The organism is Nocardiopsis oceani (genome assembly GCF_054777395.1).
The window spans coordinates 1-25951 of the sequence record NZ_BAAHAR010000055.1; the positions used below are offsets into that span (position 1 = coordinate 1).

At 70.1% G+C, this 25951-nt stretch carries 20 protein-coding genes; 6 read left to right on the forward strand and 14 right to left on the reverse strand.

The genetic code is table 11. The annotated features are described in order from the left end of the window. Positions 1-484: 484 nt before the first annotated feature. The 4 genes from atzF to ACYVDG_RS27850 form a co-directional block, all read right to left on the reverse strand. Entirely contained in the window at positions 485-2230 is a 1746-nt protein-coding gene (gene atzF / locus ACYVDG_RS27835; protein WP_460760495.1) for an allophanate hydrolase, read from the reverse strand. After that, entirely contained in the window at positions 2230-5841 is a 3612-nt protein-coding gene (gene uca, locus ACYVDG_RS27840; protein WP_460760498.1) for an urea carboxylase, read from the reverse strand. The genes atzF and uca overlap by 1 nt, the downstream gene beginning before the upstream one ends. A gap of 47 nt (positions 5842-5888) precedes the next feature. Beyond that, a complete protein-coding gene (locus ACYVDG_RS27845) occupies positions 5889-6614 on the reverse strand; it encodes a GntR family transcriptional regulator (RefSeq protein WP_460760501.1) in 726 nt (241 codons plus the stop codon). Between the two features lie 308 nt (positions 6615-6922). Continuing rightward, complete coding sequence (locus ACYVDG_RS27850) at positions 6923-8485, reverse strand: SLC13 family permease (RefSeq protein WP_460760504.1); 1563 nt, start codon at positions 8483-8485, stop codon at positions 6923-6925. A gap of 256 nt (positions 8486-8741) precedes the next feature. On the opposite strand from ACYVDG_RS27850, the gene ACYVDG_RS27855 reads away from it, so the two are divergent. Beyond that, on the forward strand, positions 8742-9710 hold the full coding sequence (locus ACYVDG_RS27855) for a TAXI family TRAP transporter solute-binding subunit (RefSeq protein ID WP_460760509.1): 969 nt from the start codon (positions 8742-8744) through the stop codon (positions 9708-9710). A 36-nt stretch (positions 9711-9746) separates the two neighbouring features. Here ACYVDG_RS27855 and ACYVDG_RS27860 read toward each other — a convergent pair whose 3' ends face one another. The 4 genes from ACYVDG_RS27860 to ACYVDG_RS27875 form a co-directional block, all read right to left on the reverse strand. After that, on the reverse strand, positions 9747-11153 hold the full coding sequence (locus ACYVDG_RS27860; protein ID WP_460760513.1) for a HAMP domain-containing sensor histidine kinase: 1407 nt from the start codon (positions 11151-11153) through the stop codon (positions 9747-9749). A gap of 3 nt (positions 11154-11156) precedes the next feature. Then, positions 11157-11825, reverse strand: coding sequence for a response regulator transcription factor (locus ACYVDG_RS27865; protein WP_460760518.1), 669 nt, complete (start codon positions 11823-11825; stop codon positions 11157-11159). 250 nt (positions 11826-12075) lie between these two features. Next, positions 12076-12522, reverse strand: coding sequence for a DoxX family protein (locus tag ACYVDG_RS27870; protein WP_460760523.1), 447 nt, complete (start codon positions 12520-12522; stop codon positions 12076-12078). A gap of 194 nt (positions 12523-12716) precedes the next feature. Then, positions 12717-13223 (reverse strand): MarR family winged helix-turn-helix transcriptional regulator, encoded by a 507-nt coding sequence (locus ACYVDG_RS27875; RefSeq protein ID WP_460760526.1) that lies wholly within the window; start codon positions 13221-13223, stop codon positions 12717-12719. Positions 13224-13702: 479 nt separating this feature from the next. On the opposite strand from ACYVDG_RS27875, the gene ACYVDG_RS27880 reads away from it, so the two are divergent. Further along, positions 13703-14272, forward strand: coding sequence for an NADAR family protein (locus ACYVDG_RS27880; RefSeq protein WP_460760531.1), 570 nt, complete (start codon positions 13703-13705; stop codon positions 14270-14272). Between the two features lie 73 nt (positions 14273-14345). Here the strand turns inward: ACYVDG_RS27880 and ACYVDG_RS27885 are convergent, their stop codons facing one another. Beyond that, positions 14346-15143: an SDR family NAD(P)-dependent oxidoreductase gene (locus tag ACYVDG_RS27885; RefSeq protein WP_460760534.1), complete on the reverse strand. Its 798-nt coding sequence runs from the start codon at positions 15141-15143 to the stop codon at positions 14346-14348. Positions 15144-15333: 190 nt separating this feature from the next. Here ACYVDG_RS27885 and ACYVDG_RS27890 point away from each other — a divergent pair, with 190 nt between their 5' ends. Continuing rightward, positions 15334-16233, forward strand: a complete 900-nt coding sequence (locus tag ACYVDG_RS27890; protein ID WP_460760539.1) for a helix-turn-helix transcriptional regulator — start codon at positions 15334-15336, stop codon at positions 16231-16233. A 110-nt stretch (positions 16234-16343) separates the two neighbouring features. On the opposite strand, the gene ACYVDG_RS27895 is transcribed toward ACYVDG_RS27890, so the two are convergent. The 4 genes from ACYVDG_RS27895 to ACYVDG_RS27910 are packed head-to-tail and all read right to left on the reverse strand — an operon-like array spanning position 16344 to position 22168. Beyond that, complete coding sequence (locus ACYVDG_RS27895; RefSeq protein ID WP_460760541.1) at positions 16344-17279, reverse strand: carbohydrate ABC transporter permease; 936 nt, start codon at positions 17277-17279, stop codon at positions 16344-16346. Beyond that, entirely contained in the window at positions 17276-18238 is a 963-nt protein-coding gene (locus tag ACYVDG_RS27900; protein ID WP_460760544.1) for a carbohydrate ABC transporter permease, read from the reverse strand. Before ACYVDG_RS27900 ends, ACYVDG_RS27895 begins: the two co-directional genes overlap by 4 nt. Continuing rightward, complete coding sequence (locus tag ACYVDG_RS27905) at positions 18235-19665, reverse strand: ABC transporter substrate-binding protein (RefSeq protein ID WP_460760547.1); 1431 nt, start codon at positions 19663-19665, stop codon at positions 18235-18237. Before ACYVDG_RS27905 ends, ACYVDG_RS27900 begins: the two co-directional genes overlap by 4 nt. Before the next feature lie 37 nt (positions 19666-19702). Beyond that, positions 19703-22168: a beta-glucosidase family protein gene (locus tag ACYVDG_RS27910; protein ID WP_460760551.1), complete on the reverse strand. Its 2466-nt coding sequence runs from the start codon at positions 22166-22168 to the stop codon at positions 19703-19705. Positions 22169-22333: 165 nt separating this feature from the next. Here ACYVDG_RS27910 and ACYVDG_RS27915 point away from each other — a divergent pair, with 165 nt between their 5' ends. Next, positions 22334-22996: a TetR/AcrR family transcriptional regulator gene (locus tag ACYVDG_RS27915; protein ID WP_460760557.1), complete on the forward strand. Its 663-nt coding sequence runs from the start codon at positions 22334-22336 to the stop codon at positions 22994-22996. 177 nt (positions 22997-23173) lie between these two features. Here the strand turns inward: ACYVDG_RS27915 and ACYVDG_RS27920 are convergent, their stop codons facing one another. After that, a complete protein-coding gene (locus tag ACYVDG_RS27920; protein WP_460760560.1) occupies positions 23174-24487 on the reverse strand; it encodes a L,D-transpeptidase in 1314 nt (437 codons plus the stop codon). A 319-nt stretch (positions 24488-24806) separates the two neighbouring features. Here ACYVDG_RS27920 and ACYVDG_RS27925 point away from each other — a divergent pair, with 319 nt between their 5' ends. Both ACYVDG_RS27925 and ACYVDG_RS27930 read left to right on the forward strand, forming a co-directional pair. Beyond that, positions 24807-25130 carry a DMT family transporter gene (locus ACYVDG_RS27925; protein WP_460760563.1) on the forward strand — a complete coding sequence of 108 codons (324 nt, stop codon included), beginning with the start codon at positions 24807-24809 and terminating at the stop codon, positions 25128-25130. Between the two features lie 32 nt (positions 25131-25162). Then, positions 25163-25756: a TetR/AcrR family transcriptional regulator gene (locus tag ACYVDG_RS27930; RefSeq protein WP_460760566.1), complete on the forward strand. Its 594-nt coding sequence runs from the start codon at positions 25163-25165 to the stop codon at positions 25754-25756. The last annotated feature ends 195 nt before the right edge of the window (positions 25757-25951 follow it).

Below are 25951 nucleotides of genomic sequence, written 5' to 3' on the forward strand. Positions count from 1 at the left end.
TTGGCCTTGGCGACCAGTTCCGCGACCAGGGCCTCGTCCGACCTGCCAGTATCCGTCTTGACCTGCGTCTTGTCACTCATGGTGCACTCCTACCCTCTTGGAGTTACACCCTTATCTATACAGTCCCATGACGCGCGAAGCGCTCGATGGCGACGACCTTGAGGCGCGCAGCGGAGACGGCCACCATCGGGCGGAGGGAAAGGAGGGCATCCCAGAGCCCCTCCTTGCGGGATAGGTTGCGCCACAGCTATAACTCTCGCATCACTGATCCTTGATGAGCGATTTGGCGCAAGGCCTCAAGGGATCTTGCCGTCTTAGGCTGCGGAAATACGGGCCTGGGGCTATAGCCAGGCCCGCTTTCCGCTAGCTTAAACATCAGTAGTGTTTTACATCCACACACTTTCAATCAGCAGAGCGACTTCCCTTTGCGCGAAAGGGTTGTCAGTGGGACGGTTCATCCCTCGTCTGGCGTTGCCGGGGGTGACTAAGCCAGGGACTCGCGGTAGGCGAGCCAACCTCCGTGGTGGGAGATGTCTTCGGCTCCCTCGGCAGCCGCCGGATCGCAGCCGAAGCCGACCACGGTGCGGCCGTCGGCGAGGGTGACCGCGCCGAGGGACATCGGGGAGGGAAGAGCAGACAGGAACGTGCCGAGTCCGGACGGGGAGATGGACCACACCTCGCAGCGCAGCGCCGAACCCCCGTTGTTGACCCGCAGTAGCCCCGGCTTCGGGGGCGTGGTCGCGAGGGCCACCATGCGGTAGTCCTCACTGGTCGTGGTCGCCTCCACGAACCGCGCACCCAGGTCGGTGAGCTGATGGTTGAGCGGTTGGCCGCGCAGGTGTGCTCCGACCACCGCAAGCTCCACGCCAGTGGCGGGTTGGACCTGGCCGGTGTCCTCACCGTTGAGGAGACCGGCCAGGTCCAGGGCCACCTGGTCCTCGAAGGCGGAGGCGACCAGGGTGGCCCCGAACGGGCAGCCGTCGGCGGTTCCGGCGGGGATGGCGACGGCGGCCAGGTCGAGGAGGTTCACGAAGTTGGTGTAGGTGCCCAGCCGCGAGTTCACTCCGACCGGGTCCGCGGCCACCTCGTCCAACGTCGGATGACCGACGGTCGTCGGGAGCAGGAGGGCGTCGAAGCCGTCCAGGAGTCGCCGGGCGGCCGCCCGGTACTCGGCCAGGCGGTGCTGGTCGGCGGCGAGGCGGGTGGCGGGGAGGTCCGCGGCAGCCAGGATGATCCCGGCGACCGTGGGGTCGGTGCCCCCTGCGTACTCTGCGCCCTCCGCCTGCGCCTGCGCCTGCGCCTGCTCCGCGAGGAACTCCCCCACCGCGGCGTGGCGTTCGGCCACGAGGGCGCCGTCGTAGAGGAGGCGTGCGGCCGCCAGCAGCGGGGAGATGTCGACGGTCTCCACGCGCACTCCCGCGCGGAGGCAGCCGTCCACAGCCCTGTGGAAGGCCTGCCGCTCCTCCGCACTGAGCGGTTCGAGGCCCGATGCCGTGGGGACCGCGATCCGGGCCGGGTTCCGGGGGGCGAGCCGGACGTCGGCGGGCCAGGTACGGCTGCCCGGGTCCCCGGGGTCGGGGCCGGTCATGACCGCCAGTGCGTGTTGGGCGGTGCCCAGGTCCCGGGCGAACACGGTGACGCTGTCGTAGGGCCTGGCCGCGGGCACCACGCCCGTGTTGGGCACCAGGCCGAGGGTGGGCTTGAGGCCGACGATGCCGTGCAGGGCCGCGGGTACCCGTCCGGAGCCCGCTGTGTCGGTGCCCAGGGCGAAGTCGACCAACTCCAGGGCCACCGCCACGGCCGATCCGGAGCTGGAGCCCCCGGAGACACGGGCGGGGTCGAAGGCGTTGCGGACCGCGCCGTAGGGGCTGCGCGTCCCGACGAGGCCGGTGGCGAACTGGTCCAGGTTGGTCTTGCCGAGCACCAGCGCCCCGGCCGCTACCAGCCGCTGCACGGCGGTCGCGCTCTCCTGGGGCGTGTACGCGAAGCCGGGGTGCCCGGCCGTGGTGGGCAGGCCTGCCACGTCGATATTGTCCTTGACCGCCACGAGCGTTCCGGCCAGCGGCAGGTCCACGCCTGAGGCCAGGCGTTCCTCCAGCGCCTTGGCCTCGACCGCCACGTCCTGTTCGGGCCGCAGGGTGATCCAGACCTCCGGCCGGCCGGTATCGGCGATCCGGCGGTAGGCGGCGTGCACTCTTTCCGTGGGGGCGGGGTCGGCGGGGGTGTGCATCAGGCGGCTGCTCCTTGGGTGATGACGGCCATGGCGCGTCCCGGATCGAGGTGCTGTCCGGGGCTGACGAGGATCTCGGAGACGGTTCCGGCCTCGGGGGCCCGGACCACCACCTCCAGCTTCATGGCCTCCAACCGGACGATCGGCTGCCCCTCCTGGACAGTCTCGCCCGGTTCGACGTCCACCTTCCAGACGCTCGCGGACAGCGGCGCCTCCACCAAGGAGGCCCCCGGCGGCAGGTCCGGTTCTCCGGCGAGCGCCACGGGCTCGGGTTCCGGCCTGTCCTCGAACTCCCCCGCGGCCTCCCAGCGCTTCCGCTCCTCCTCGAAGGCGGTGGCCTGCCGCTGCTCGAACTCCCTGATGGAGTCGGCGTTCCCGGCCAGGAACCGCTCATGGTCGGCGAGGACGAACTCGCCCTCGGTGACCTCCAGCTCGTGGCGCCCGGCGAGCAGGTCGGCGCGGATGTCGAGCAGCTCCTCCTGGCAGACGGGGTACCAGGTGAGCTGGTCGAAGAAGCGCAACAGCCAGGGTGTGCCCGGCTCGAACCGGCCGTACTGGCGCAGCCCCGACCAGATCGGGACCGTGCGGCCGATGAGCTGGTATCCGCCGGGGCTCTCCATGCCGTACACGCACAGGTACGCGCCGCCGATCCCCACACCGGCCTCGGGCGTCCAGGTCCGCGCGGGGCTGTACTTGGTGGTGACGAGGCGGTGCCGGGGGTCCAGCGGGGTGGCCGCGGGGGCGCCGAGGTACACGTCGCCGAGGCCGAGGACCAGGTAGGAGGCGTCGAAGACGATGTCGCGGACCTGGTCGACGGTGTCGAGTCCGTTGATCCGGCGGATGAACTCGATGTTGTCGGGGTTCCAGGGGGCGTCGTCGCGCACACCGGTTTCGTAGCGGGCGACGGCCTCGTGGATGGAGCGGTCGTCGAAGGACATCGGCAGGTGCAGGGTGCGGCTTGGCACCCTCAGCCGCGAGGTGGGCGGGAGCGACGCCTCGATCTCCTGGAGGAGTCCGATCAGCGTACGCAGCGGCAGCACCTCGGGATCGGTGTGCAGGTGCAGCGAGCGCACACCCGGTGTGGTGTCCACGATGCCCTTGGGCGCGGCCCGGTCCAGCGCGGCCATGAGCGCGTGGACACGCATGCGCAGGCCGAGGTCGAGCACCATGGGACCGTACTCGACGAGCAGGTTGTCGTGGCCGCCTCGCCGGTAGGTGACCTCGGGGGTGTCCGCGCCGGCGGGGACGCGGGCGAGGACGCCGTCGTCGCCGTCGGCCCCGGAGGAGCGCAGCAGGGGCGCGGCGGTTGGGTCGGTGTGCAGCTTCTCCGCGGCCGCCTCGGTGACCGGGTGGAACCGCACGGTGTCGCCGGGGCGGACCTGGCCGACCTTCCAGCGGGAACCGGTGACCACGGTGACGGGGCAGACGAACCCCCCGAGGCTGGGGCCGTCCGGGCCGAGGAGGACGGGGGTGTCGCCGGAGAGGTTGACGGAACCGATCGAGTAGGCGGTGTCGTGCACGTTGGAGGGGTGCAGCCCGGCCTGGCCGCCGTCGGGGCGGGCCCAGGACTGTTTGGGCCCGGAGAGCCGGACGCCGTTGCGGGCGGACTGCGGGTGGACGCGCCAGCGTGTGGCGTAGAAGTCGGCGAGGCCCTCGCGGGTGAGGAACTCGGGGGCGGCGTGCGGCCCTTCGGAGACCTCGATGTCCCAGTGCGTGCCGCCGCCCTCCCCCGCCGCGCGGAACCCCGGACGCTTCTCGGCAGGCACCGGACGCGGGTCAGGGGCGGCCGCTGAGGGCGGCGCGGGCCGCAGTACGTCGCCGAGGCGCAGTGCCCGTCCCGCGTGCCCGCCGTACTCCCCGGCGGTGAACGTGGACGTGCTGCCCAGGTACTCGGGGATGTCGAGACCGCCCCGGACCAGGACGTAGGTGCGCATGCCCGGGCCCTGGGCGGGGCCGACGTCCAGCAGGGCACCGGCGGGCACCTCGGTCGGCTCCCACTGGGGCACCCGCGCGCCGTCCACGGTGACGTCGGCGGGGGCGCCGGTCACGCACACGGTGGCGGTGTGGGTGAAGCGCAGGGCCGGGCCCTCGATGGTGCACTCCAGGCCGGCGGTGCCTTCGGGATTGCCCAGAGCGGTGTTGCCCAGGCGCAGCGAGAGATCGTCCATGGCACCCGACGGGGGCACGCCCACCTGCCAGTAGCCGGTGCGCCCGGGGAAGTCCTGGACGGTGGTGAGGGTCCCGGCGCGCTCCACCTCGATCCGCGGTTCGGGATCGCCGACGGTGGCACAGGTGGCTGTGGTGTGCGCGGTGGAACGCACGTCGGGGTGGGCGCTCAGGGCGCGCAGCATCCCCAGGTTGGTCTGCACCCCGTCGACCCGGACCCCGTCCAGGGCGCGTCCCAGGCGGTCCAGCGCGTCCTCGCGGTCGTCGCCGCGCACGATCACCTTGGCGAGCATGGGGTCGTAGTCGCTCGTCACCCGCTGACCGGTCTCCACCCAGCCGTCCACGCGGACGTCGGCGGGGGCCTCGAACCGGGTGAGCAGCCCTGAGCTGGGACGGAAGTCGTGGGCGGGGTCCTCGGCGTACACGCGGGCCTCGACGGCGTGTCCGGTGCGGACCGGGCCCTCCGGCGGGAGGTCGGCGAGGACGTCCTCGCCCCGGGCCAGGCGGAGCATCCAGGCGACCAGGTCCACCCCGGCGATCTCCTCGGTGACCGGGTGCTCGACCTGGAGCCGGGTGTTGACCTCCAGGAAGGAGGCCTCGTCCCGCTCGACGTCGTAGACGAACTCCACCGTCCCGGCGCTGCGGTAGGACACACCGGAGCACAGTTCACGGGCGGTGCGGTGGAGCTCGGCGCGCAGGGCGTCGGACAGGTCTGGGGCTGGGGCCTCCTCCACGACCTTCTGGTTGCGGCGCTGCAGCGAGCAGTCGCGGTCGCCGAGGGTGACGACGCCGCCTTGGCCGTCACCGAAGACCTGCACCTCGATGTGCCGGGCCCGGGACACGAAGCGCTCGACGAACACCCCGCCGCCGCCGAAGTGCGTCTCCGCCATCCGGCTGACCTGGTCGAAGGCGTCACGCAGGGCTTCCTCGTCGAAGCAGGGGCGCAGGCCGATCCCGCCACCGCCAGAGGTGGACTTGAGGATCACCGGGTAGCCGATCCGCTCGGCGGCCACCACGGCCTGCCCGGCGTCGGGGAGGGTCTCGCTTCCCGCGACCATGGGCACGCCGGCGGCGGCAGCAGCTTTACGGGCGGTGTGCTTGTCGCCGAACTCCTCGAGGTGGCGGGGCTCGGGTCCTACGAACACCATTCCGGCGGCCTCGACGGCGTGGGCGAACGCCGCGCTTTCGGACAGGAACCCGTAGCCCGGGTGCACGGCGCCCGCACCGGTCTGGGCCGCGGCCGCGATGACGCGCTCGATGTGGAGGTAGCTCTCGTTGGCGGGTGCGGGACCGAGGCGGACGGCCTCGTCGGCCATCCTCGTGTGCGGCGCGCCCGCGTCGGCGTCGGAGTACACGGCGACGGTGCGCAGGCCGACGGCACGGGCGGAGCGGATGATGCGGCAGGCGATCTCGCCTCGGTTGGCGACGAGCACGGAGTCGAACACGGGGCTCTCCCTCTGTCGGAGGCTGGGGCGGATGGTGCGGTGCCGGGTCAGGAGGGGGCGGTGTGCAGCGCCATCTGGGTCAGGGCCCGCTGGGCGCGCTCCAGGACGACCTCCATGGACGCGCCGACGTGTTCGTGCATGGCGCGGTAGGCGGAGTCGAGTTCGTCCGCGCGCAGGTACTCGACGATCCGGATGTGCTCCGCGATGGTCGAGGTGACCCGGTCACCGGTACGGAAGTCGTGCATGCGTACGCGGCGGATCCGCTGGTTGACGGAGACCAGCGCCTCGGTGAGGGCGCCGTTTCCGGAGGCCTTGGAGACGGCGGCGTGGAACTCCTCGTCGAGGAGAACGAACGAGGGGTCCGGTTCCGGCGGGTCGGCGCGCAGCTTCTCCCAGCGCTCCAGTTCGGCCAGGAGGATCCCGGGGGCGTGCCGGATGGTGCGGTCCTCTATGGCGCGGGCGATGCCGCGCAGTTCGAGGGCGACCCGGAGCTCGTAGAGGTCGCGTAGCTCAGCGAGGTTGGGAACGGTGACGTAGAAGCCGTTGTCCCGGCGTTCGACCAGGCCGTCGGCGTGGAGCCGGGCGAGGGCCTCGCGGACGGGCGTGCGGGAGACCCCGAAGTGCTCGGCGAGGCGCACTTCGCCGAGGCGGGTGTGCGGCGTGACGCGGCCGTTCAGGACCTCCTCACGCATCAGGGCGTGGACCCGGTCGCGGCGGGAGACCGCACTGTCCCCGGCGACTGGCTCCGGCCGTGTATACATCGGTGTGTCCATGGCCCAAGACGCTAGGAAGCGCTTGTTTCCTGGGGCCTGTCGCGCGGTGAATCCTGGGTTTCCCCGTGTTTCTGCGTGTTTCGTGGCTGGTCGCGGCACTGCCGGAAGGAGGACCGGTGCGCGGCGCCCGGAACGGGTCCCGGGGCCCGGACACACGAGAGGGGCGTCCTGCCCGGTTCCGCTGGACGGGCGCGGAGCCGGGCAGGACGCCCTGGGAGTGCCGGGTCGGAGTCCGGGAGAGGAAGGGACCACCGACCCGGGGAACGGGCCGTCCGCCCTCTACAGTGGACGGCCCTTGGTCGGAGGGGCTACAAGGAGATCCCCAGTGCCCACGTCATCAGGCCGTACATGGTGCCGAGGATCAGGAGCAGGGCCACCAGGTTGAGCCAGAGGCCTCCCTTGATCATCTCGCCGATCTTGACGTAACCGGAACCGAAGGCGATCGCGTTGGGCGGGGTGGCCACCGGGAGCATGAAGGCCATGGTGGCGGCGAGCGCGACCGGGACGACCAGGGCCAGGACGTCGATGTCCATACCCACGGCGACACCGCCCATGATCGGCAGGAAGGTCGCTGCGGTCGCGGTGTTGCTGGTCAGTTCGGTGAGGAGAAGGACCAGAACGGCGACGGCGGCGATGAGCACCCAGACGGGCACACCGCTGAGGAAAGCGACCTGGTTGCCCACCCACTCGCTGAGCCCGGAGTCGGTGAACTGGGCGGAGATGGCCAGACCGCCGCCGAAGAGAAGCAGGATCCCCCAGGGGAGCTTGACCGCGGTGTCCCAGTCCATCAGCGGGGTCCTCTTGTCCACCGGGATGAGGAAGAGCAGGACCGCAACGGTCATCGCGATGCCGGCGTCCGTGACGTCGCCGAGCCACGGCGCGACGTTGGCCACTGCGTCGACGTCGGCGAGCATCGGCACGAAGATCCAGGAGAGGGCCGCGAAGGAGAAGATGGCCAGAACCAGCTTCTCGCCTCGGGACATGGCGCCCAGCTTGCCCAGTTCCTCGCGAATGAGCTCCTGGGCGCCCTCGATCTTCTTCACCTTCGGCGGGAAGATGCGGGTCAGAACGAACCAGGCGATGAGCATGAAGACGCCGGCCAGCGGCACACCGGCCATCATCCACTGGCCGAAGCCGATCTGGATGTCATGGGTATCGGCCAGGTAGCCGACCATGAGGACGTTCGGCGGCGTGCCGATCAGGGTGGCGACCGAGCCGATGGACGCGGCGTAGGCGATGCCGAGCATGAGCGCGGTGGCGAAGTTCGCGTCCGTCCGGCCGCCGCGGAACTGCGCGATCAGCGCGATGACGGAGAGCCCGACCGGAAGCATCATCACGGCCGTGGCCGTGTTGGACACCCACATGCTGATGAAGCCCGTGGCGATCATGAAGCCACCGATCAGGCCGACCGTGTTGGAGCCGACCTTGGAGACGATCGTCAGGGCGATGCGCGTGTGGAGGTTCCACTTCTGCATGGCCAGGGCGAGCATGAAGCCGCCCATGAACAGGAAGATCGTGTCAGAACCGTAGGCCGAGGCCACGTCCTCGACCTCTGCGCCCTCCACCATCAGGGGGAAGAGCACCAGAGGCAGGAGCGAGGTCACCGGGATCGGGATGGCCTCGGTGGCCCACCAGATGGCGACCCAGGCCGTGATCGCGGCAACGACGCTGCCGTTCGCGGAGAGGACCGGCTCTCCGCCGTCCTCCCCCACCGGCATGTGCATCTCCGGCATCAGGAGGTAGACCAGGAGACCGAGCAGGGGGCCGAGCACGAGTCCGACGACCCGGCCGCGGGTCATCCCTGCCGTGCCCTTCTCCTCCCGCTTGATCTGCGGTCCTTCGGTGGTATCGACGCCCGACTGGGTCGCCATGGAAACCTCCTCCTGTTGGGGCCGGGGGGTGACGGCGCCCTGCCGTCGAAAGCCCCACCCACGGGTTACCGGGGGATTGCCTCCGCGTTACGTCCTGACCCAACAGATAGTGATTTCACCCGGGTGTGTGTGCAACGCAACTCCACCAAACTTGGGATTCCTCTGACGTAGGGCTACCCTAGGTGTGTGTCGAAGAACACGGGGTGATGCGAGGCATCCTCTCAACCGACCATTGAATACGGCCTAAGCTGCACATATGCGAGCGACGGGGCCGAGTAGACGAACCGCACTCCTAGCTGGCGCGGGAGCGCTCGCCGCCGCTGCCGTGACCAGCTGCACACGCGGCCCCGCCGCCGACCCGCCGCTCCTCGTGGTCGCCACCGGGCCGCCCGGAGCCGTCTACCGGGAGATCGGCGGAGAGCTCGCCCGCCTCCTCGACGAACGCCTCCCCCGCAACGAGGTGACCACCATCGAGACCCGCGCCTCGCACGACAACCTGTTCATGCTGGAGGACGGGGAGGCCCACCTCGGCCTGGCCAACCTCGACTCGGTCCTGGCCACGGAGATCGGCGGCCAGGCGCAGGTCAGCGCCGTGGGCCGGCTCTACGACAGCTTCGTCCACCTGGTCGTCGCCGCCGACTCCCCCGTCCGGTCCCTGGAGGACCTCGACGGTCTGCGCGTCTCGGTCGGCGCGGTCAACTCCGGCACCGAGTTCACCGCCGAGCAGATCCTCGAGGAGACCGGGGTGGCCCCCGACGTCGTCCGGCTGGACCAGGCCGAATCGGCGGCCGCTCTGGAGTCGGGGGAGGTCGACGCGATGTTCTCCCTGACCGGGCTGCCCACACCGGCCATCGTGACCTTGGCGGAGGAGACCCCCCTGCGCTTGGTGGACCTGTCCGACACCGCCGACGTGATGGCCACGGCCTACCCCGAGGCGTACTTCCCGGCGACCATCCCGGCCACCACCTACGCGAACATCCCCGCCTGCCCGACGATGTCCATCCCCAACCTTCTGCTGTGCCGCGACGACCTGCCCGAGGACCTCGTCCACCTGATCACGGACGCGGTGTACACCGGGGCCTCCCGGCTGGCCGAGCAGCGCCCGGAGGCGGCGCAGATCAACGTGCGCACCGGCATCTCCACCGGCATCGTGCCCCTGCACCCGGGGGCGGAGCAGTGGTACCGGGACCACAAGCCCGCTTCGGAGGGCACGGACAGCGCCTGAGCCGGCCCTGGGCCGGTGCGGCCCCGCGGGTCCGGATCAGTCCTCATCGGCGGGAGGTTCGGCCGGGGGCAGGGTGATCACCACGCCGAACCCGCGCCGCCCCTGGCCGGCCAGGCCGTCACCGAGGGTGAGCCGGCCACCGGCCTCGCGGACCAGGTCGGCGGCGATGGCCAGTCCCAACCCGGTGCCTTCGGTGTTTTGGTGGGTGGTCGAACGCCAGAACCGGTCCAGTGCCGAATCGCGCTCCTCCTCCGGCAACCCCGTGCCGTTGTCGAGGACCCCGATCCGGACCACCTCACCGTCCTCAGCGCGTACCTCGATCCTTGAACCGCCGGACAGCCGCAGGGCGTTGCTGACCAGCTCGTCCAGGATGCTGCCCAGACCGCCCGCCGGGGCGATCGCCCACACCGCTTCGGGCAGGTCCGTGGTCACCTCGATGTCCCGTGACTCCCCCAGTGCGCTCCAACGCGCCACCCGGGTGCCGACGAGTCCGGTGACCTCCACTGCCTCGGTGCCGGTGACGCTCTCCAACCGGGTCGCGGCGAGGAGCGAGTTCAGCATCCGGTGCATCGCCGTGGCCTCGTCGATCGCGACCGCGTGCGCCTCGCGGGCCTGTTCGCCCTTCAGGTAGGGACCGAGGTTCTCCACGGACAGGCGGAGGCTGGCGAGGGGGTTGCGGAGCTGGTGTGAGGCCTCTGAGACGAAGGAGCGCTGCCGTTCCAGGGCCCGGCGCACGACCTCCACCATCGTGTTGAAGGAGTCCGTGAGCCGGCGCAGCTCCGGCGGGCCGCTCTCGGCGTCCACGCGCACCTCCAGGTCGCCGGAGGTCACCGCTGTGGTGGCCCGGTCCAGGCGCTGGATGGGTTGGAGGACCCAGCGGGACAGCGGCATCGCCGCCGCGACCAGCAGCGCCAGCGGGATGACGCTGGCCAGGGCCATCCACCCCCACGTGCCGAGGATCGCCGTACTCAGCTCCTCGGTGGGTGCGACCAGCACCACCGCGCCGGCCACCTCGCTGTCGCGGCCGATGGGTTCGGCGATGACCAGGGGGCCGGAGTCCCACGGCCACATCGTGGTCGGCGGCTCCGGCCGCTCCCCCGCCAGCGCGGCGGTGATCCCGCCGCCGGTCGCCGCGTCCGCCACCAGTTCCCGCATCCTGGGCGGCTCTCCCGAGCCCGCGAGCACCTGGCCGTCGGGGGACACCACGGCGACCGGAATGCCGTAGAGCTGCTCGTAGCGGGCCATCTCCTGGGCGAGCGCGTTGTGCCGGTCGGTCTCCAGGGCCGTCCCCGCCAGCGAGGCGAACCGGCCCGCGTCGCCCAACCGGTCGACGTAGACGTCCTGGGTCTGCTGCTGGGCGATCACCGCGCCCAGGGGCGCGAGCACCGCCGCGACCAGGACGAAGGCAACCGGGAGCAGGATGGTCAGGAGCCGCCGGAGCACGGGTCAGACCCCGTCGAGGACATAGCCGACACCGCGCACCGTCCGAATGCGCACGGCGCCGTTCACCTTCGCCCGCAGCGAGGCAATGTGCGTGTCCAGGGTTCTGGAAGAGGCCTCCCAGGCGGCCCCCCACACCTGGTCGAGGATCTGGTCCCGCGCCACCACCTTCGGCGAGCGCTCCACCAGCAGGCGCAGCAGGTCGAACTCCTTCCGGGTCAACGACAGGGGTTCGGCACCGATCCACGCCTCCCGGGAGTCGGTGTCGAGGGAGAGGTCCCCGGCACGCAGCGGAGCGTCCTCATGTTCCGGCTCGGCCCTCGCGGTCCTGGTCCGCCGGAGTACGGCGTCGATCCGGGCGAGGAGTTCGGCCACCCCGAAGGGCTTCACCACGTAGTCGTCGGCCCCTGCCCGGAGCCCGCGCACCCGGTCCCGCTCCTCGCTCCGCGCCGTGACCGCGATGATCGCCGTCTGCGGCCGCTCCCGGAGCTTGCGCAGGAGTTCGATCCCGTCCGCGTCGGGCAGCCCCAGATCCAGCAGGACCACGTCGGCCGCGGGCGCCGACATAGCCCGCTCGGCGGTGGCCACCCGCTGCACTTCGAAGGAGGCCGAGCGCAGGGCGGTGACCAGCCCTCGGGCCACCCGGTCATCGTCCTCGACCACGAGAATACGCATGGCTAGTCATAGTAGGCAGAGTTCGGACCGCCCGTTCCAGTGGGCACGCGGTCAGAGGTCCTGGGACTACCGGCGGGGGATGTAGGGAGCGGCGTCCCGCAGGGTCGTGAACCTTCATGTCCTCCAGCAGCGGCGAACGGCCGCCCAGCTTCGTTGGTGGGCGACCGCGCCAGCGGGCCGGAGCCCCGGCCGGATTCCTCCTCGGGCCTCGAGCGGCCCGTCCCAGGAGGTCTGCCTCAGGGGATCTGGCTCAGGAGGGCACGGACTCCTGGGTCTTGGCCTTCTCCTGCTGGCGGATGCGACCCCAGGGCATCAGGCGGTCCACCTGGTAGCGGCCGCCGGCGAAACCTAGGGCAAGCGCAGCCGCGCCGAGGACCAGGAGCAGTTCGTAGCCGCCGAGCAGCGGGTCACCGACGTGGGCGAAGTAGTACGCGGCACCCATCATGAAGGCGAGGAGCAGCCCAGCGGCGGGCAGGGCGAAGCCGACGATGAGCGCGACCCCGGCACCCACCTCGATGGTCGCGCCGAGAAGGGCGGAGAACTGCGGGAAGGGGATGCCCATCACCTCGAAGCCCTGGGCGGTGCCGTCGAGGTCGGTCGCCTTGGGCAGCCCGTGGGCGATGAACACGACGCCGACGACGGCCCTGGCGAGCAGGGTGGTGACGTCGCTGATCCTTGGTCGGAGCGTTTCGGTCATGGTGGTTCCTGTTCTGTGAGCGGGTAGCCCGGCACTGGTCTGGTCTCTCGACGTGCGGTTCCAACACTTGAGACCGCAACCTTTTGCCAGGAAACCAAATGCTAATGGGCATCCGCCCGAACACAAAGCGTGTGCACCGCCGAACGTGCGACACCCGGGACCCGCCCTGGTCAGCACAGACAACAGAACACGGCTCAGTCTTGGGACTGAATCCCGCTCGAATCCGAGTACCTGGGCTCCTCGCCCAGGGGGTCGAGCACGGAGAGCATCGACTCCGAGATCTCCCGCAGCTGCCCGATCTGCTCCCGGCTGAGCGTGTCGAACAGCACACGCCGGACCTCGAGCACGTGCCCCGGAGCCGCGGCTTCGAGGGCCTTCACCCCGGCGGGCAGAATCTCCACGATGGTGGTGCGCCGGTTGTCCGGGCGCTTGTACCGGCGGATCTTCCCGTCGGCCTCCAACCGCGCGGCGGCGTGCGAGAGCCTGCTCTGCGAGGAGCGCAGCAGGCGCGCCAGCTGGGTCATCGTGAGCTCGCGCCCCGGAGCCTCGGAGAGCATCGCCAGAATCTGGTAGTTGGCGTGCGAAAGGCCGGATGCGTGCCTGAGCTGCCGGTCCAGGGCACTGTCGAGCAGCTGGGTGGCCTTCAGAAAGGCACGCCAGGCCTCTTGCTCGTCATCGTCGAGCCAACGCGTCTCGGCCATCGGAGCTGGGCCCCCACAAATACTTGAAAATTCAACTGTGTTGGTGCTGCAAGCAACACGGATCCCCGGCTGGTCTGGTGACACCGTCCGCCCGACAGCGGTCCCAGTGCCCTCCCCGCATGGGGAGAACGCACCTCTCACCGTCGGCGCCACTGCGGACGACACCCCTTCTGACCTACGGCTTCTGGGGCTTCCCGCAACGCTACTACGACGTGACCCGCGCCGCTCCGGGTGTGCCGGACCCGCCGACCGGCTCCGCGAGCCCGCCACTGGTCCGGTCGCCCCTCTCCCCTGGGACCCCGCTCACGGAACCCCGTCACCGCGCCGCCACCGATCCGATGCCGACACGCTCCAGGTGGCACATTCGGGGCCGCCATCCCCGCCCCGTAGGCGCCCAGGCCACCCCAGACCCGCCGAAACACACGAAACCCCCTGTCAAGGGCTTCCACCCCTCATGGGGTTCTGGGAAACTCCCGTCCATGACGGGCTCACGAAACTCTGCCGATGCGAGGACAGTCGAGGATCTGCTCAAGCTTGACGGGCGGATCAAGTACGTGCACTTCTGGGAGCACCAACCGACGTCCAACGGGATATCGGCGAGCTGCCTCTCCCAGTGGTGGCCGGCCGATTTCACCGTGGACGGAACGACCTACCGCACCGCCGAGCACTTCATGATGACCGGCAAAGCGCGGCTGTTCGGGGACGCCGGAGCCGCGGAACGGATCATCGCCGCGGACGACCCGCGCGACGCCAAGGAGATCGGCCGGGAGATCCAGGGATTCGACCAGGAAGTCTGGGAACAGGAGCGCTTCGAAATCGTCGTCCAGGGCAATGTCGCCAAGTTCGGCCAGAACGAGGAGCTGCGGGAGTTCCTGCTCGGCACCGGCGACCGGGTACTGGTCGAGGCCAGCCCCCGCGACCGCGTGTGGGGTATCGGCATCGGCAAGGAAGACGAGAACGCAGAGCGCCCCCAGTACTGGCGCGGACGCAATCTGCTGGGCTTCGCCCTCATGGAGGCCAGAGCGAGGCTCGCCCCCGAGACGGCCTGAACCGACCGCTACCGGCGGGTGGCACGACGGATCCGCGCCACCCGCCCAGCTCCGGTCCGCCCCGGGGCGCCGGTCACCAGGGCAGGACCCCGTACCGGTCCGGATCCCCCGCCACCGCCACATGGCCCCACAGGGCCCCGCTCGGTCCGTCCTCGGGCAGCGTCGCCAGGTGCAGGCTCACCCGCGCGCCCTGTGCCGCCGTGCGGTCGCCGCTGTGCCCGTTGAGGTCGGTGGCGCAGTACCCCGGGTTGGCGGCGTTCACCTTCACGGACGTGTGTGCGAGCTCCTTGGCGTACAGGGCCGTGAGCATGTTGACCGCCGTCTTGGACACCGGGTAAGCGACGGATCCCGTCATCCCGAAGAAGGGGTGGTCCGGGTCGGTCATGGAGCCGATCGAACCGACCTCGCTGGACACGTTCACCACCCGTCCCGCACGGGAGCGGCGCAGCAGCGGCAGGAACGCGTTGGTCACCGTCACCACGGACACCGTGTTCACGTTCAAGAGCGCGCGCAGCTGGTCGGGGTCGGAGGTACTCGGCCCCGATCCCCGGCCGAAGGCCGCCCCCGCGTTGTTGACGAGCACGTCCAGCCGGCCGAACTCCGCCTCGACCCGGGCCGCGGCCGCCTTCACGCTCTCGTTGTCCGCGACGTCCAGGCGCACGGTGTGCGCGTCCAGACCCTCGTCGCGCAGAACCCGTTCCGCCGCCGCGCCGCGCTCCGTGTCCCGCGCCCCGACCAGAACGGTCATGCCTTCCCTGCCCAGCAGCCGGGCCGTCTCCAACCCGATGCCCTTGTTGGCGCCCGTGACCAGGGCGACGCCGGTGCCGCCGGTGGTCCGCTCGGCCTGTGCTTCGCTCGTGTACTCGTTCATGCCCCCATCGTGGGCAGCGCCAACAACCGGGGAAAGGGACCGGCCGATGGTGGTACCGGCGGTACCAGTGTCTTCGGCGCTACCGTCGTGCACCCTGGAGACAGGCTGACGTCCAAAGCGCACGGTGCCGCGTCCGAGCCGTACCCCGCCCGAGCCGTACCACGTCCGATGCGCCCCGAGGAGGCCCGTGATGGCCGATCGCTCCGAACGGGCGGCGTTCCTGCGCGACCGCCGCGCCCGCGTCGTGCCAGCCGACGTAGGACTGCCCGACACGGGTCGGCGGCGCACCCCCGGGCTGCGCCGCCAGGAGGTCGCCCAGCTCGCCGGGATGTCGGTGGAGTACTACGTGCGGCTCGAACAGGCACGCGGCCCGCGCCCGTCCCGCCAGGTCCTGTCCGCGCTCTCCCGGGCTCTCCTGCTGACGGCGGACGAGCGCGCGTACCTCTTCCGGGTGTCCGGGGAGGAGCCGCCTCCGGTCCGGGGACCCGACCGGGAGGTGACGCTCGCGATCCGGCACCTGCTGGACAGCCTCACCGCCACACCCGCCTACGTACTGGACGCCAAGTACGACGTACTCGCCTGGAACGAACTGGCCACCCACTTCATCGGGGACATGTCCGCGGTCGCCGCCCCTGAGCGCAACATCATCATGTGGATGTTCCGGCGGCCCGACGACGATCCGAGCGTGGCGGGGCGGAGCTCCGGCGACTGTATGGAGCGCAACTCCGTCGCGGACCTGCGCGCGGCCTACGCCCGCTACCCCGGTGACCCCGTTATCAGCCGGATGGTCACGACACTGCTCGGCACCTCGCCCAGGTTCGCCCGGCTGTGGGAGGAACGGGACGTCCAGGAGCGGCGCGGCTACCACAAGCGCGTAGAGCACCCACTGGTCGGTCCGCTGGAGTTCGAGTGCCAGGTGCTGCACGTGCCCGAGTCCGACCAGCGGGTCATGCTGTACTGCACCGAACCCGGCTCCCCCAGCGAGGCGGGCATGCGCCGCCTGGCCGCCGACCACCTGCCGCCCGGGGTCGGGGACTTCCCGGCAGGCGCGCACAACGCCCGGCTCACCCGGCACCCCGGGCACGGATGAGACCCGCCCGGGAGGCGTCCACGAGACCGCCAGGGCGGGTCGGCCCTTGCACGAGTGGGCGGCGGGACCCCCGAAGGGCTCGGTCGGGGCCCCGCCGGTCTGTGCGCGGGTCAGCCCTTGATGGCGCCCGCGGTCATACCTCCCCGCCAGTAGCGCTGGAGGATGATGATGGCGATGATCAGCGGGATGACCGACAGCATGGATCCGGTGACCACCCGCATGTACATGTCGATGTCACGGCCTTGGTAGGACTGCCAGGTCACCAGGCCGAGCGTGATCGGGTAGAGCCGTTCGTCGGCGAGCATCACCAGGGGCAGGAAGAAGTTGTTCCAGATGCCCACCAGCTGGAAGAGGAAGACCGTCACCAGCGCCGGGGCCATCATGCGCAACCCCAGCGTGAAGAAGATCCTCGCCTCACCGGCCCCCTCCAGTCGGGCCGACTCCACGATGGAGTCCGGTACCGAGGCGGCGGCGTAGATCCGGCACAGGTAGAGGCCGAACGGGGAGAGCAGGCTGGGCAGCAGCACCGCCCAGTAGGTGTTGGCCAGCCCGATCTGGCTGAACAGCAGGTACAGCGGCAGTGCGGTGGCCGCCGCCGGAACGAGCACTCCGCCGAGGACCAGCCCGAAGACCAGCTCCCGGCCCCGGAACTCGTACTTGGCCAGGGCGTACCCGGCCGCGGCCGCGAGCACCGTGGCCAGCAGCGCGCCGAACACCGAGTACAGGAGACTGTTGAACGTCCAGCGCCAGAAGATGCCGTCGTGGTAGGTGAGGACGTCCACGATGTTCTGCCACAGCGCGAACGAGTCACCGAGCAGGAAACCGTGGGAGTTGAACAGGTCGGAGGTGGTCTTGGTGGCCGCCACGAACACCCAGTACACGGGCACCAGGAAGTAGCAGGCGGCGACCGCGAGGATCGAGGTGACCAGGATCTTGGACCGGAGCGGCGCACCGGTGGCCACGCCCTTGCCGGTGGGGTTGCGGCGGGCCGGCGCCTTGCCCTTCGGCCCGGTCTTTTTCGTCGAGGCCTTGTTCGTCGTGGTCATCGCTGCCGGTCCTTCCTGTTGACCAACCAGAGGAACCCGAACGAGAGCACGAACGCGGTCAGGGCCACGATGACCGACTGGGCCGCGGCCACGTTGTAGTCGTTGTCGGTGAAGGCGGAGTTGTACGCCGCCATGTTGGGTGTGTACGAGGAGTCGATGGCCGTGGTGAAGCCCGCGAGGATGTGGGGCTCCGCGAACAGCTGGAGGGTGCCGATGATCGAGAAGATCGTGGTCAGCACCAGGGCCGGGCGGATCAGCGGGAGCTGGACGTGGCGGGCCAGTTGGAAGGGTCCGGCCCCGTCGATCCGCGCGGACTCGTAGAGCTCGCTCGGGATGGTCTTGAGCTGGGCGATCAGGATCAGCATGTTGTAGCCGATGAACAGCCACGTGATGATGTTGGCGATCGACCACAGGACGGCGCCGTCGCCGAGCAGGTCGATTTCGAGCCCGACCCACCCCGCCACGTCCACGATGGGCGACAGCCCGGGCACGTACAGGAAGCCCCACAGGAGGGTGGCCACCACGCCGGGGACACCGTAGGGCATGAAGTACATCGCCCGGAAGAAGCCGGGCCACTTCGCCGAGGCCGACTCCAGCAGCAGCGCGAGGACGAGCGCCAGGCCCAGCATGATCGGGACCTGGACGACGCCGAACAGCAGCACGCGGCCGATCGAGTCGATGAACGTGTCCTGCGCGAGCGCCCGGCTGTAGTTGCCGAACCCGGCGAAGACCGCTTCCCGGCCCAGCTCACCGAAGAGCCCGTGCCGCTGCACCTGGATGAAGCTCTGGTAGATCGCGTAGCCGATCGGCACGAGGAAGCACAGGACGAACAGGCTGAGGAAGGGTGCCAGGAACCCCCAGGGCGTGAACGTTCCGGCCTTGAACCGGCGCTTGGGCGGCTGCCCCGTCGGCCGCTTCGCGCCGGAGGCGGCGGTGGGGGTGCGAGTGGTGGTGGTCATGACTCGCTCCTCACCGACAGGCCCTTGGCGCGCATGTCCCTGACCGTGTTCTCCTGGGCGGCCGCGAGCGCGTCGACGAAGGAGGTGTCGTTGGAGACCGCGGCGCCGAAGGCGTCACTGATGTGGTTCTTGGTGGCGCTCAGCGTCGGGCCCCACATCCAGTCCTCGGGGATGTGATCGGCGGTCTCACCGACGATCTCGGTGAAGTCCTGGTCCGAGAAGTAGGGGTCCGGCCCCTGGCTGCGCACCGAGTTCTCGTTGACTTCCTGGGAGGCCGCCCACCCGATGCCGCACTCGGTGATCATCGCGTCGACGGCCCGCTGGTCGGTGGACAGCCAGTTGGCGAACAGGACCGACTCGTGGGGGTGGTCGGCGCCGCTGAGCACGACCGAGGCCGAACCGCCCCAGGCGCCCTCACGGCGCGGTTCGCCCTCCCACTGGGGAAGGCCGGAGACCGCCCAGGCGCCGGGGTTGTCGGGGTCGTTGCCCTCGATGATGGCGTCGCCCCAGCTGCCCACGGCCCAGGAGCCGATGGTGCCCTGCTGCAAGCCCTGGAACCAGCCGGTCGACCACACGGGGTGGGTGAGGTTCAGGACTCCTTCCCGGACCAGTTCCTCCCAGAAGCGGGCCACCCTGACCGACCCGTCGTCCAGGAAGTCGACCGACCACTCGTCGCCTTCGGAGCTGAACCACTGCGCCCCGGCCTGCATGCACAGGCCCGCCAGCCAGTCGGCGTCGCCGACCGGGAAGGACTCGATGAAGGCGCCGTCCTCCGCGGCGACGACCTGCCGGGCCGCCTCCGCGTACTCGTCCCAGGTCTGGGGGGCCTCGATCCCCCACTCCTCGTACTTGTCCGCCCGGTGGAAGAACAGCATCGGACCGGAGTCGACGGGCATCCCGTAGTGGCCGTCGATGTAGGCGGCCTGCAACCACTGCCACTCGTCGTAGTGGTCGGCGTGGTCCAAGGCGCCGTACTGGCTCAGGTCCTCCAGGCCGTTCTCCAGGAGGAAGGAGGGGATCTGGAAGAACTCGACCTGGGCCAGGTCGGGCTGGTTGCCCGCGACCAGCGAGTTGAACATCATCGCGTAGCCGCCGTCCAGGCCGCCCGGGATGGTGACGGCCCGGACCTGGATGTCCGGGTTCTCCTCGTTCCAGATGTCGGCGACCGCCTGGAAGTTGGGCCACCAGGTCCAGTACGTGAGTTCGATGTTCTCGTCCGGGTCCTTCGGCGGGACCAGTGGACGGGTGCCCGCCGGGCCGACCGTGGCGGCGCATCCGCCGAGCGCGGCCACCGAGCCGGCGGCGGAGGCCGCCATTCCGGCTCGGAGCAGCCCGCGGCGGGAGAGGCCCTGCCGGGCAGGGAGCTGGCCGGCGAGTCGCTGTCGGGCGAGGCTGCCCGTCCCTCTTCGGGGGATGGGAACTTTCATGCTGGTTCCTTAGGAAAACCTGCGGTGGGGGGTGGACTCAGCGCACGTCGAAAGCCAACCGGTGCGCGATGGCGCGGCTGGAGGACCCCACTGAGAGGTGGTAGGTGCCCTCCGGTGTGCGCCACGAATGCGTAGCGGGGTCCCAGACCGCGAGGCTGCGCGGCGGGATGTCGAGGTGGACCGTGACCTCCTCCCCCGGTGCGGCGTGCACGGAGGCGAAGGCGGCCAGGGCCCGGACCGGTCGGGTGGTCCCCGCGCTGTCGGCGGGCGGTTCCACGTAGACCTGCACCACGTGGTGCCCGGCCCGGGTGCCGGTGTTGGTGGCAGTTGCGGTGGCGGTGAGGGGTTCCGCCAGCAGGCCGCCGTCCTGGTCGGAGACGGTGACGGCAGTGGCGGACAGCTCTGCGCCGCCGATCTCCCAGCTGGTGTAGCCCAGGCCGAAGCCGAAGGGCCGGTGGGGTTCGACCCCGTCGCGGTCATAGGCGCGGTGGCCGACGAACACGCCCTCGTCGTAGGTGTGGACACCGTCGGCGGGGTGGGTGTCCATGACGGGGACGTCGTCGTGGGTGCGCGGCAGGGTCCAGGGCAGGCGCCCGGTGGGCTCGGCGCGGCCGGTGAGGGTGTCGGCGAGCGAGTGACCGTACTCGTGGCCGCCGAACCAGGACCACAGGACCGCCGGGACCTCGTCCAGCCAGGGCAGGAGCACGGGGGCTCCGGCGTTGACCACGACCGCGGTGTTCGGGTTGGCGGAGCTCACCCGGGTGACGAGTTCGTCTTGGCGGCCGGGGAGGTCCAGGGTGGGGCGGTCATAGCCCTCCGACTCGACCTCGTTGTTGGTGCCGACCACCACGATGGCCACATCCGCGTCCTCGGCCGCCCGGACCGCCTCCCGGATCTCCTCCTCGTTGGTCATACCCGGCGGCTGGTGGCGGATCTGGGCGATGACTCCGCGGCCGAAGCCGCCGAAGTCTCCGACCTCCGTGTCGATCCCGATCCGCACGGTCGCGGGTGCGCCGCCTTCGGGGACCTCGACGTCGACCCTGGGCCCGTCCGGGTTGGAGTGGCGGGAATAGAGGATGTCGTCGACCGAGGCGCGGTCGCCGCCGTCGGCGACGACCGCGCCGTCGATCCGGATGGTGTGCCGGCCCACCGAGGCGACCTCGACTCGGTGGGTTCCGGGCTCCGTGAGGGTGAGCGACGCGCTGACCGCGGCCCGCTCCGCCCCCTCCGGCGCACCGACGTGGAACGCGCCGCTGTCGACCTCCGGACCGTCGACGGCCTTCCCCGAGCCGTCGTACAGGGTCAGGTCGATCTCCGTGAGGCGTTCCGGGGTCACCACGGGCAGGTGGCGGCGGGGGTCGCCGCCGCGCACGAGCGTGATCTCGACGTCGTCGGGCAGGGCCTCGCGCAGACCGTCCGCCGGGCTGACCAGGTACTTGGCGTTGACGTGTGCGCTACCGCCGCCCTGGGTGTAGGCGTCGACGGCGTTGGGGCCGATGAGCGCCACACGCCGGACCGCCTTCGGGTCGATCGGGAGGACGGCGCCCTCGTTGCGCAGGAGGACGTGGCCGCGCGAGCCGACCTCGCGCAGCACGGCTTGTTCGTCCTCGCCGTCGACCGCGGGCGCGGTGTCCCGGTCGAGCTTGCCGACCCGCTCGGCCAGGCGCAGGAGGCGGACGACCTTGTCGTCGACCGCCGACTCGGGCACCTGGCCGGAGCGGACCGCTTCGACCAGGGCTTCGTTCCAGGGGCCGTGCGGCCCCGGCATCACGACGTCGAGCCCGGCGTTGGCGGCGGGCGCGGTGCTGCGGGTGGCGGCCCAGTCGCTGAACACAGGCCCGTCGAAGCCGAGCTCCTCCTTGAGGAGGCCGGTGAGGAGGCCGCGGTGCTCGGTCGCCAAGGCGGCCTCGGCACCGTCGTCGTAGCCGTTGTAGGCAGCCATGACCGTCCAGGCTCCGGCGTCCAGGGCGGCCTCGAAGGGCGGAAGGTAGACCTCTCGGAGCGTGCGTTCGTCGATGCGGGAGTGGTACGAGGTGCGTTCCCGCTCGGTCTCGTTGCCGATGAAGTGTTTGGGGCAGGCGCCCACGCCTTCACCCTGGACGGCGCGGACGAAGGCGGCCCCGAGCGCGGCGGTAATGAGAGGGTCCTCCGAGAAGCACTCGAAGTGGCGGCCGCCGGCCGGGGAGCGCTGGAGGTTCAGGACCGGGGCGAGGACGACGTCGACGTTCTTGCGGCGGGCTTCGGCGGCGAAGAACCGCCCGACGCGCTCCATGAGTCCGGTGTCCCAGGCAGCGGCCACCGCGGTGGGGCTGGGGGTGCTGGCCGAGTGCTCCTGGCTGGTGGCTTCGGTGCCGCGCACCCCGGCCGGACCGTCGGAAACGGTGATCGGCAGCAGTCCGGCTTCCGGGCTCCCGTGCAGGATCCACGCGGTACGCCCGGTGAGCAGGAGCACTTTGTCCTCAAGGGACAGTCGGGTGACGCGCTTGCGAAGGTCTGAACTCATGAGCCCCTTGCCCTGTGATCTGTGTCTCTTGAGCCGAGACGTTAGTTACTTAATGTTCATTAAGCAAGAGGGGCAAAGGAAATCTCGATAGCGTGGGTACCGACCCGGGCTCGCCCCCAGCCACCGACCCCGGGTACCCCCGGCACGAGGAAGTGGAGAGCAGGAATGAGCGAGACGACCCCCGCGGACACGCGTTCCCACGAGGCCAGACCCGCCGAGAACGCTCCGCGCAAAAGGGTGAACCGCCGCGAACAGATCCTGCGCACCGCGGCCGACGTGTTCGCGGCACAGGGCTTCAACAACACGTCGCTGGCCGACATCGCGGCGATGCTCAACATCACCCCGGCGGGGGTCCTGCACCATTTCGGTTCCAAGACGGACCTGCTCACCGCCGTGCTGGAGCTACGCGACACCACGGATCCCGCCCCCGAGGGCAGCGGCATGCTCGACCACCTGGTCACCACGGCCGAACGCAACGCAGAGCGCCCGGGGACCACCCAGCTGTACGCGGTGCTGTCGGCGGAGAGCGCCACGGCCGAACACCCCGCACAGGAGTGGTTCCGTGAGCGCTACTCGGTTCTGCGGCAGGAAGTCGAGGACGCGGTCCTGGACCGGATCGGGCCGGCACACAGGAAGGCCGCCGGGACCCCCGGGCCGAGCGGACACTCCCCCGCCAGGTCGGCCGCCGCGGCGATCCTGGCCGCCATGGACGGGCTCCAGGTGCAGTGGCTGCTGGACCCGGACGCTGTGGACATGGCGACCGTCACCGACCTGGTGATAGACGCCCTCGTGGCACGGCTGAGCGGGCCGGACGGAGGCGAGGGCTGAAAACCCCGTACTGCACCGGGGTGTTCCTGCCCCGGACGGTCCCGCGCGGGCGGTCAACCTCCCGTACGGGCGACACGACAGGGGCGCCGCGGTGCCGTACGCACCACGACGCCCCAGGGCCGTGTTCTCCCGCCGTCGGCCGTTCCGGCCGGTCGGCTACGTGTTACCGACTACGTTTTACAGGTCCTCACCGTGGACGGAACCGGGGGTGCCCGGGGCCGTGGTCTGCGGCTCGCCGGTCTCGTCGAACTCGAGCCACTCTTCCCAGGTCGGCTGCCAGTAACCCCAGCCGTTGTTGTACTCGAACTCGCGGTCGGTACCGGTGGTGTCGAGGATGTCACCCATCAGGGTCTCCTCGTAGAACCACCGGGCGTCATCCATCCGCAGGTTGGTGCAACCGTTGGAGTTGTTGGCCGAGCCGATGGCGCCGTTGCTGGACATCTCGTGCACGAACTCGCCGCTGTTGGAGGTGCGCACGGCGTACTGCACGTCCACCAGGTACGAGCCCGGGTCGTCCTCGGCGATGCCGACGGTCGCGGAGTCCATGGTCAACTCCTCGTAGCGCTCCATCAGCACGTGGACACCGCTGGTCGTGGTGTCGAAGTGCCGGGTGCCCGCCCCGTTGCTCACTTCCAGGGTGCGATCGTGCTCACCGTCGATCTCGATTTCCATCTCGTGATCGGGGACGTGCATGGTCGCGATGAGTTCGCGGCCGATCTCGAAGTCGATCTGGTAGTTGCGCACGCCGTAGACGCCGTCGGAGGCCTCAACCCCGGAGAGGTTCAGGTCGACCGTCACGTCCTGGTACGGCTCCCAGTACTCCTCCGGACGGAAGACCGCCATCTGGTCGGTCTCCCAGTGCCAGGCACCGGAGACCTCCTCTTCGGCGACGACGTCCATGGAGTTCTCGACCTGCTCGTGGTTGCTCACGGGCAGGTCGAAGTTGATCACCACGGGCATGCCGACACCGACGGTGTCACCGGAGCTGGGGAAGTTGGACTCGAGTTCGAGGCGCTGGCCGGCGACCGCTTCGAGGGTGGTGAACTCGGTGCTGAGCTCGGTCTCCTCACCGGCCTCGTTCTCCGCCGTCGCGGTGACGACGATCTCGGAGCCCGGACGCAGGTTCCAGTCGCTGACCCACTCGTCCTCGTCCTCGTTGAGGGTTCCGGTCATCTCGTACAGGTCGCCGTCGTCCTCGTCCTCGCCCTCAGCGTCCCCCTCGCCCTCAGCGTCGGCTTCGGCGAGCTCGACCTGGTCGACCTGGACGTCGGTGATGACACCGTGCTCGGAGCTGACCCGGACGGGGGTGTTCGGCTCGATCTCCTCGACGCCGTCCTCCGGGGTGATGCTCAGCTCGGCTGGCTCGGCATCGGGGTCGCTGTTGCTCTGCGTCTCGGCGTCACCGGAAGTACAGGCCGTGGCGACGAGCGCGAGCGCCACCAGACCGATGCCAAACCGACGCGTCACCGCCGGGTGGGTCTTACCCGTCACGTCTGAACCTCCATAGTCCAACTCGAACCCGACCTACTGCCTTTGCCAATGTAAGACGCTCCAGCGACGAAAAGGTTCGGAAATCCCATGCATCGGTATAGAGCGGTTATCCGGAGGCACGGCCAGCACGCCCGGAACCGACGAGGATACACCTAGGGGGTACGTGCCTCGTCCACTGGGTGACCGAGGTCTCTAGCGCGGGAAAGCCCAGGTATTTGCCCCTGCGGACCCCGCCGACCTAGAATGTTGATCGATCGCTCAGGTTTTATGGAGTGAAAGCTGATCAACCGCTCAGGTTTATTCGCAAAGGAGAGGCACCATGCCGTGGATCTGGTTGACCATCGCGATCGCGCTCGAGGTCTTCGCCACCACGTCCCTGAAGTTCTCCGAGGGCTTCACCAAGCTCCTGCCCTCGATCTTCGTCGTCGTCGGCTACGCCTCCGCGTTCTTCATGCTCTCCCAGGCCCTCACCCGCGGTATGCCGCTCGGGGTGGCCTACGGGGTGTGGGCGGCGGCCGGGGTAGCCCTGGTCGCGGTCATCGGCAGCATTTTTCTTGGTGAGACCTTGACCTGGGTCCAGGTGGGTGGCATCGCCATGGTCATCGCCGGGGTTATGGCCCTGGAGATGGGCGGCCAGCACTGACCACCGGCGGCCTTCCGGCAAGATGGGACAACGTGAGCACCAACCAGTGGGGCGAGGACCCGGCGAACATCAGCGACGGCCGCCGACGCAAGGGCGAGCAGCGGCGTCGGCTGCTTCTCGACGCCACCATGGGCGTCATCGCGCGGGACGGCGTCGCCGCCGTCAGCCAGCGCCGGGTGGCCACCGAGGCCGGTGTCCCGCCCAGCACCGTCACGTACTACTACGCGACCGTCGACGACCTCCTCGTCAACGCGCTGACCCGGGTGAACGACGCCTACGTATCCGTGGTGGAAGCCCTGCCGAACGACCCGGACCAGGCGCTGCGCGGTTTCGCCGCCCTCATCACCGAAGGGATGGGGGCCGACCGGTCACACGCCTTGGCCGAGATGGAGCTGTTCCTCATCGCCGCCCGGCGGCCCTCACTGCAACCCCAGGTTGATCGCTGGACCGCGGCTGTCGACGCCTTCCTCGCGCCCTACCTTCCCGATCCCGCCGCCCGGGCCGGGGTGGCCGCTGCCTCGGACGGCTACTTCCTGCGCTGCTGCATCAGCGACCCGCGGCCCGACACCGCGGACGTCTACCGTGCACTGCGCCGCCTCATCGACCGCGAACGCGCCGTCGGCTGAGCTGACTCCCGGGACCACTGGGTGCACACCCGGGCCGTTTGCTTCGCTCTTCCGCCCGGGCCGCTGCCCCCGAACCTTGCTACGGCTACCTGCTCCGACGGATCTCCACGGTCGGCAGCAGGTCGCGCCGGGTGGCCAGCACCTGGCCGACGATCATGCCGAACACCGAGGTGATGGTCAGCGAATCCATCAGTT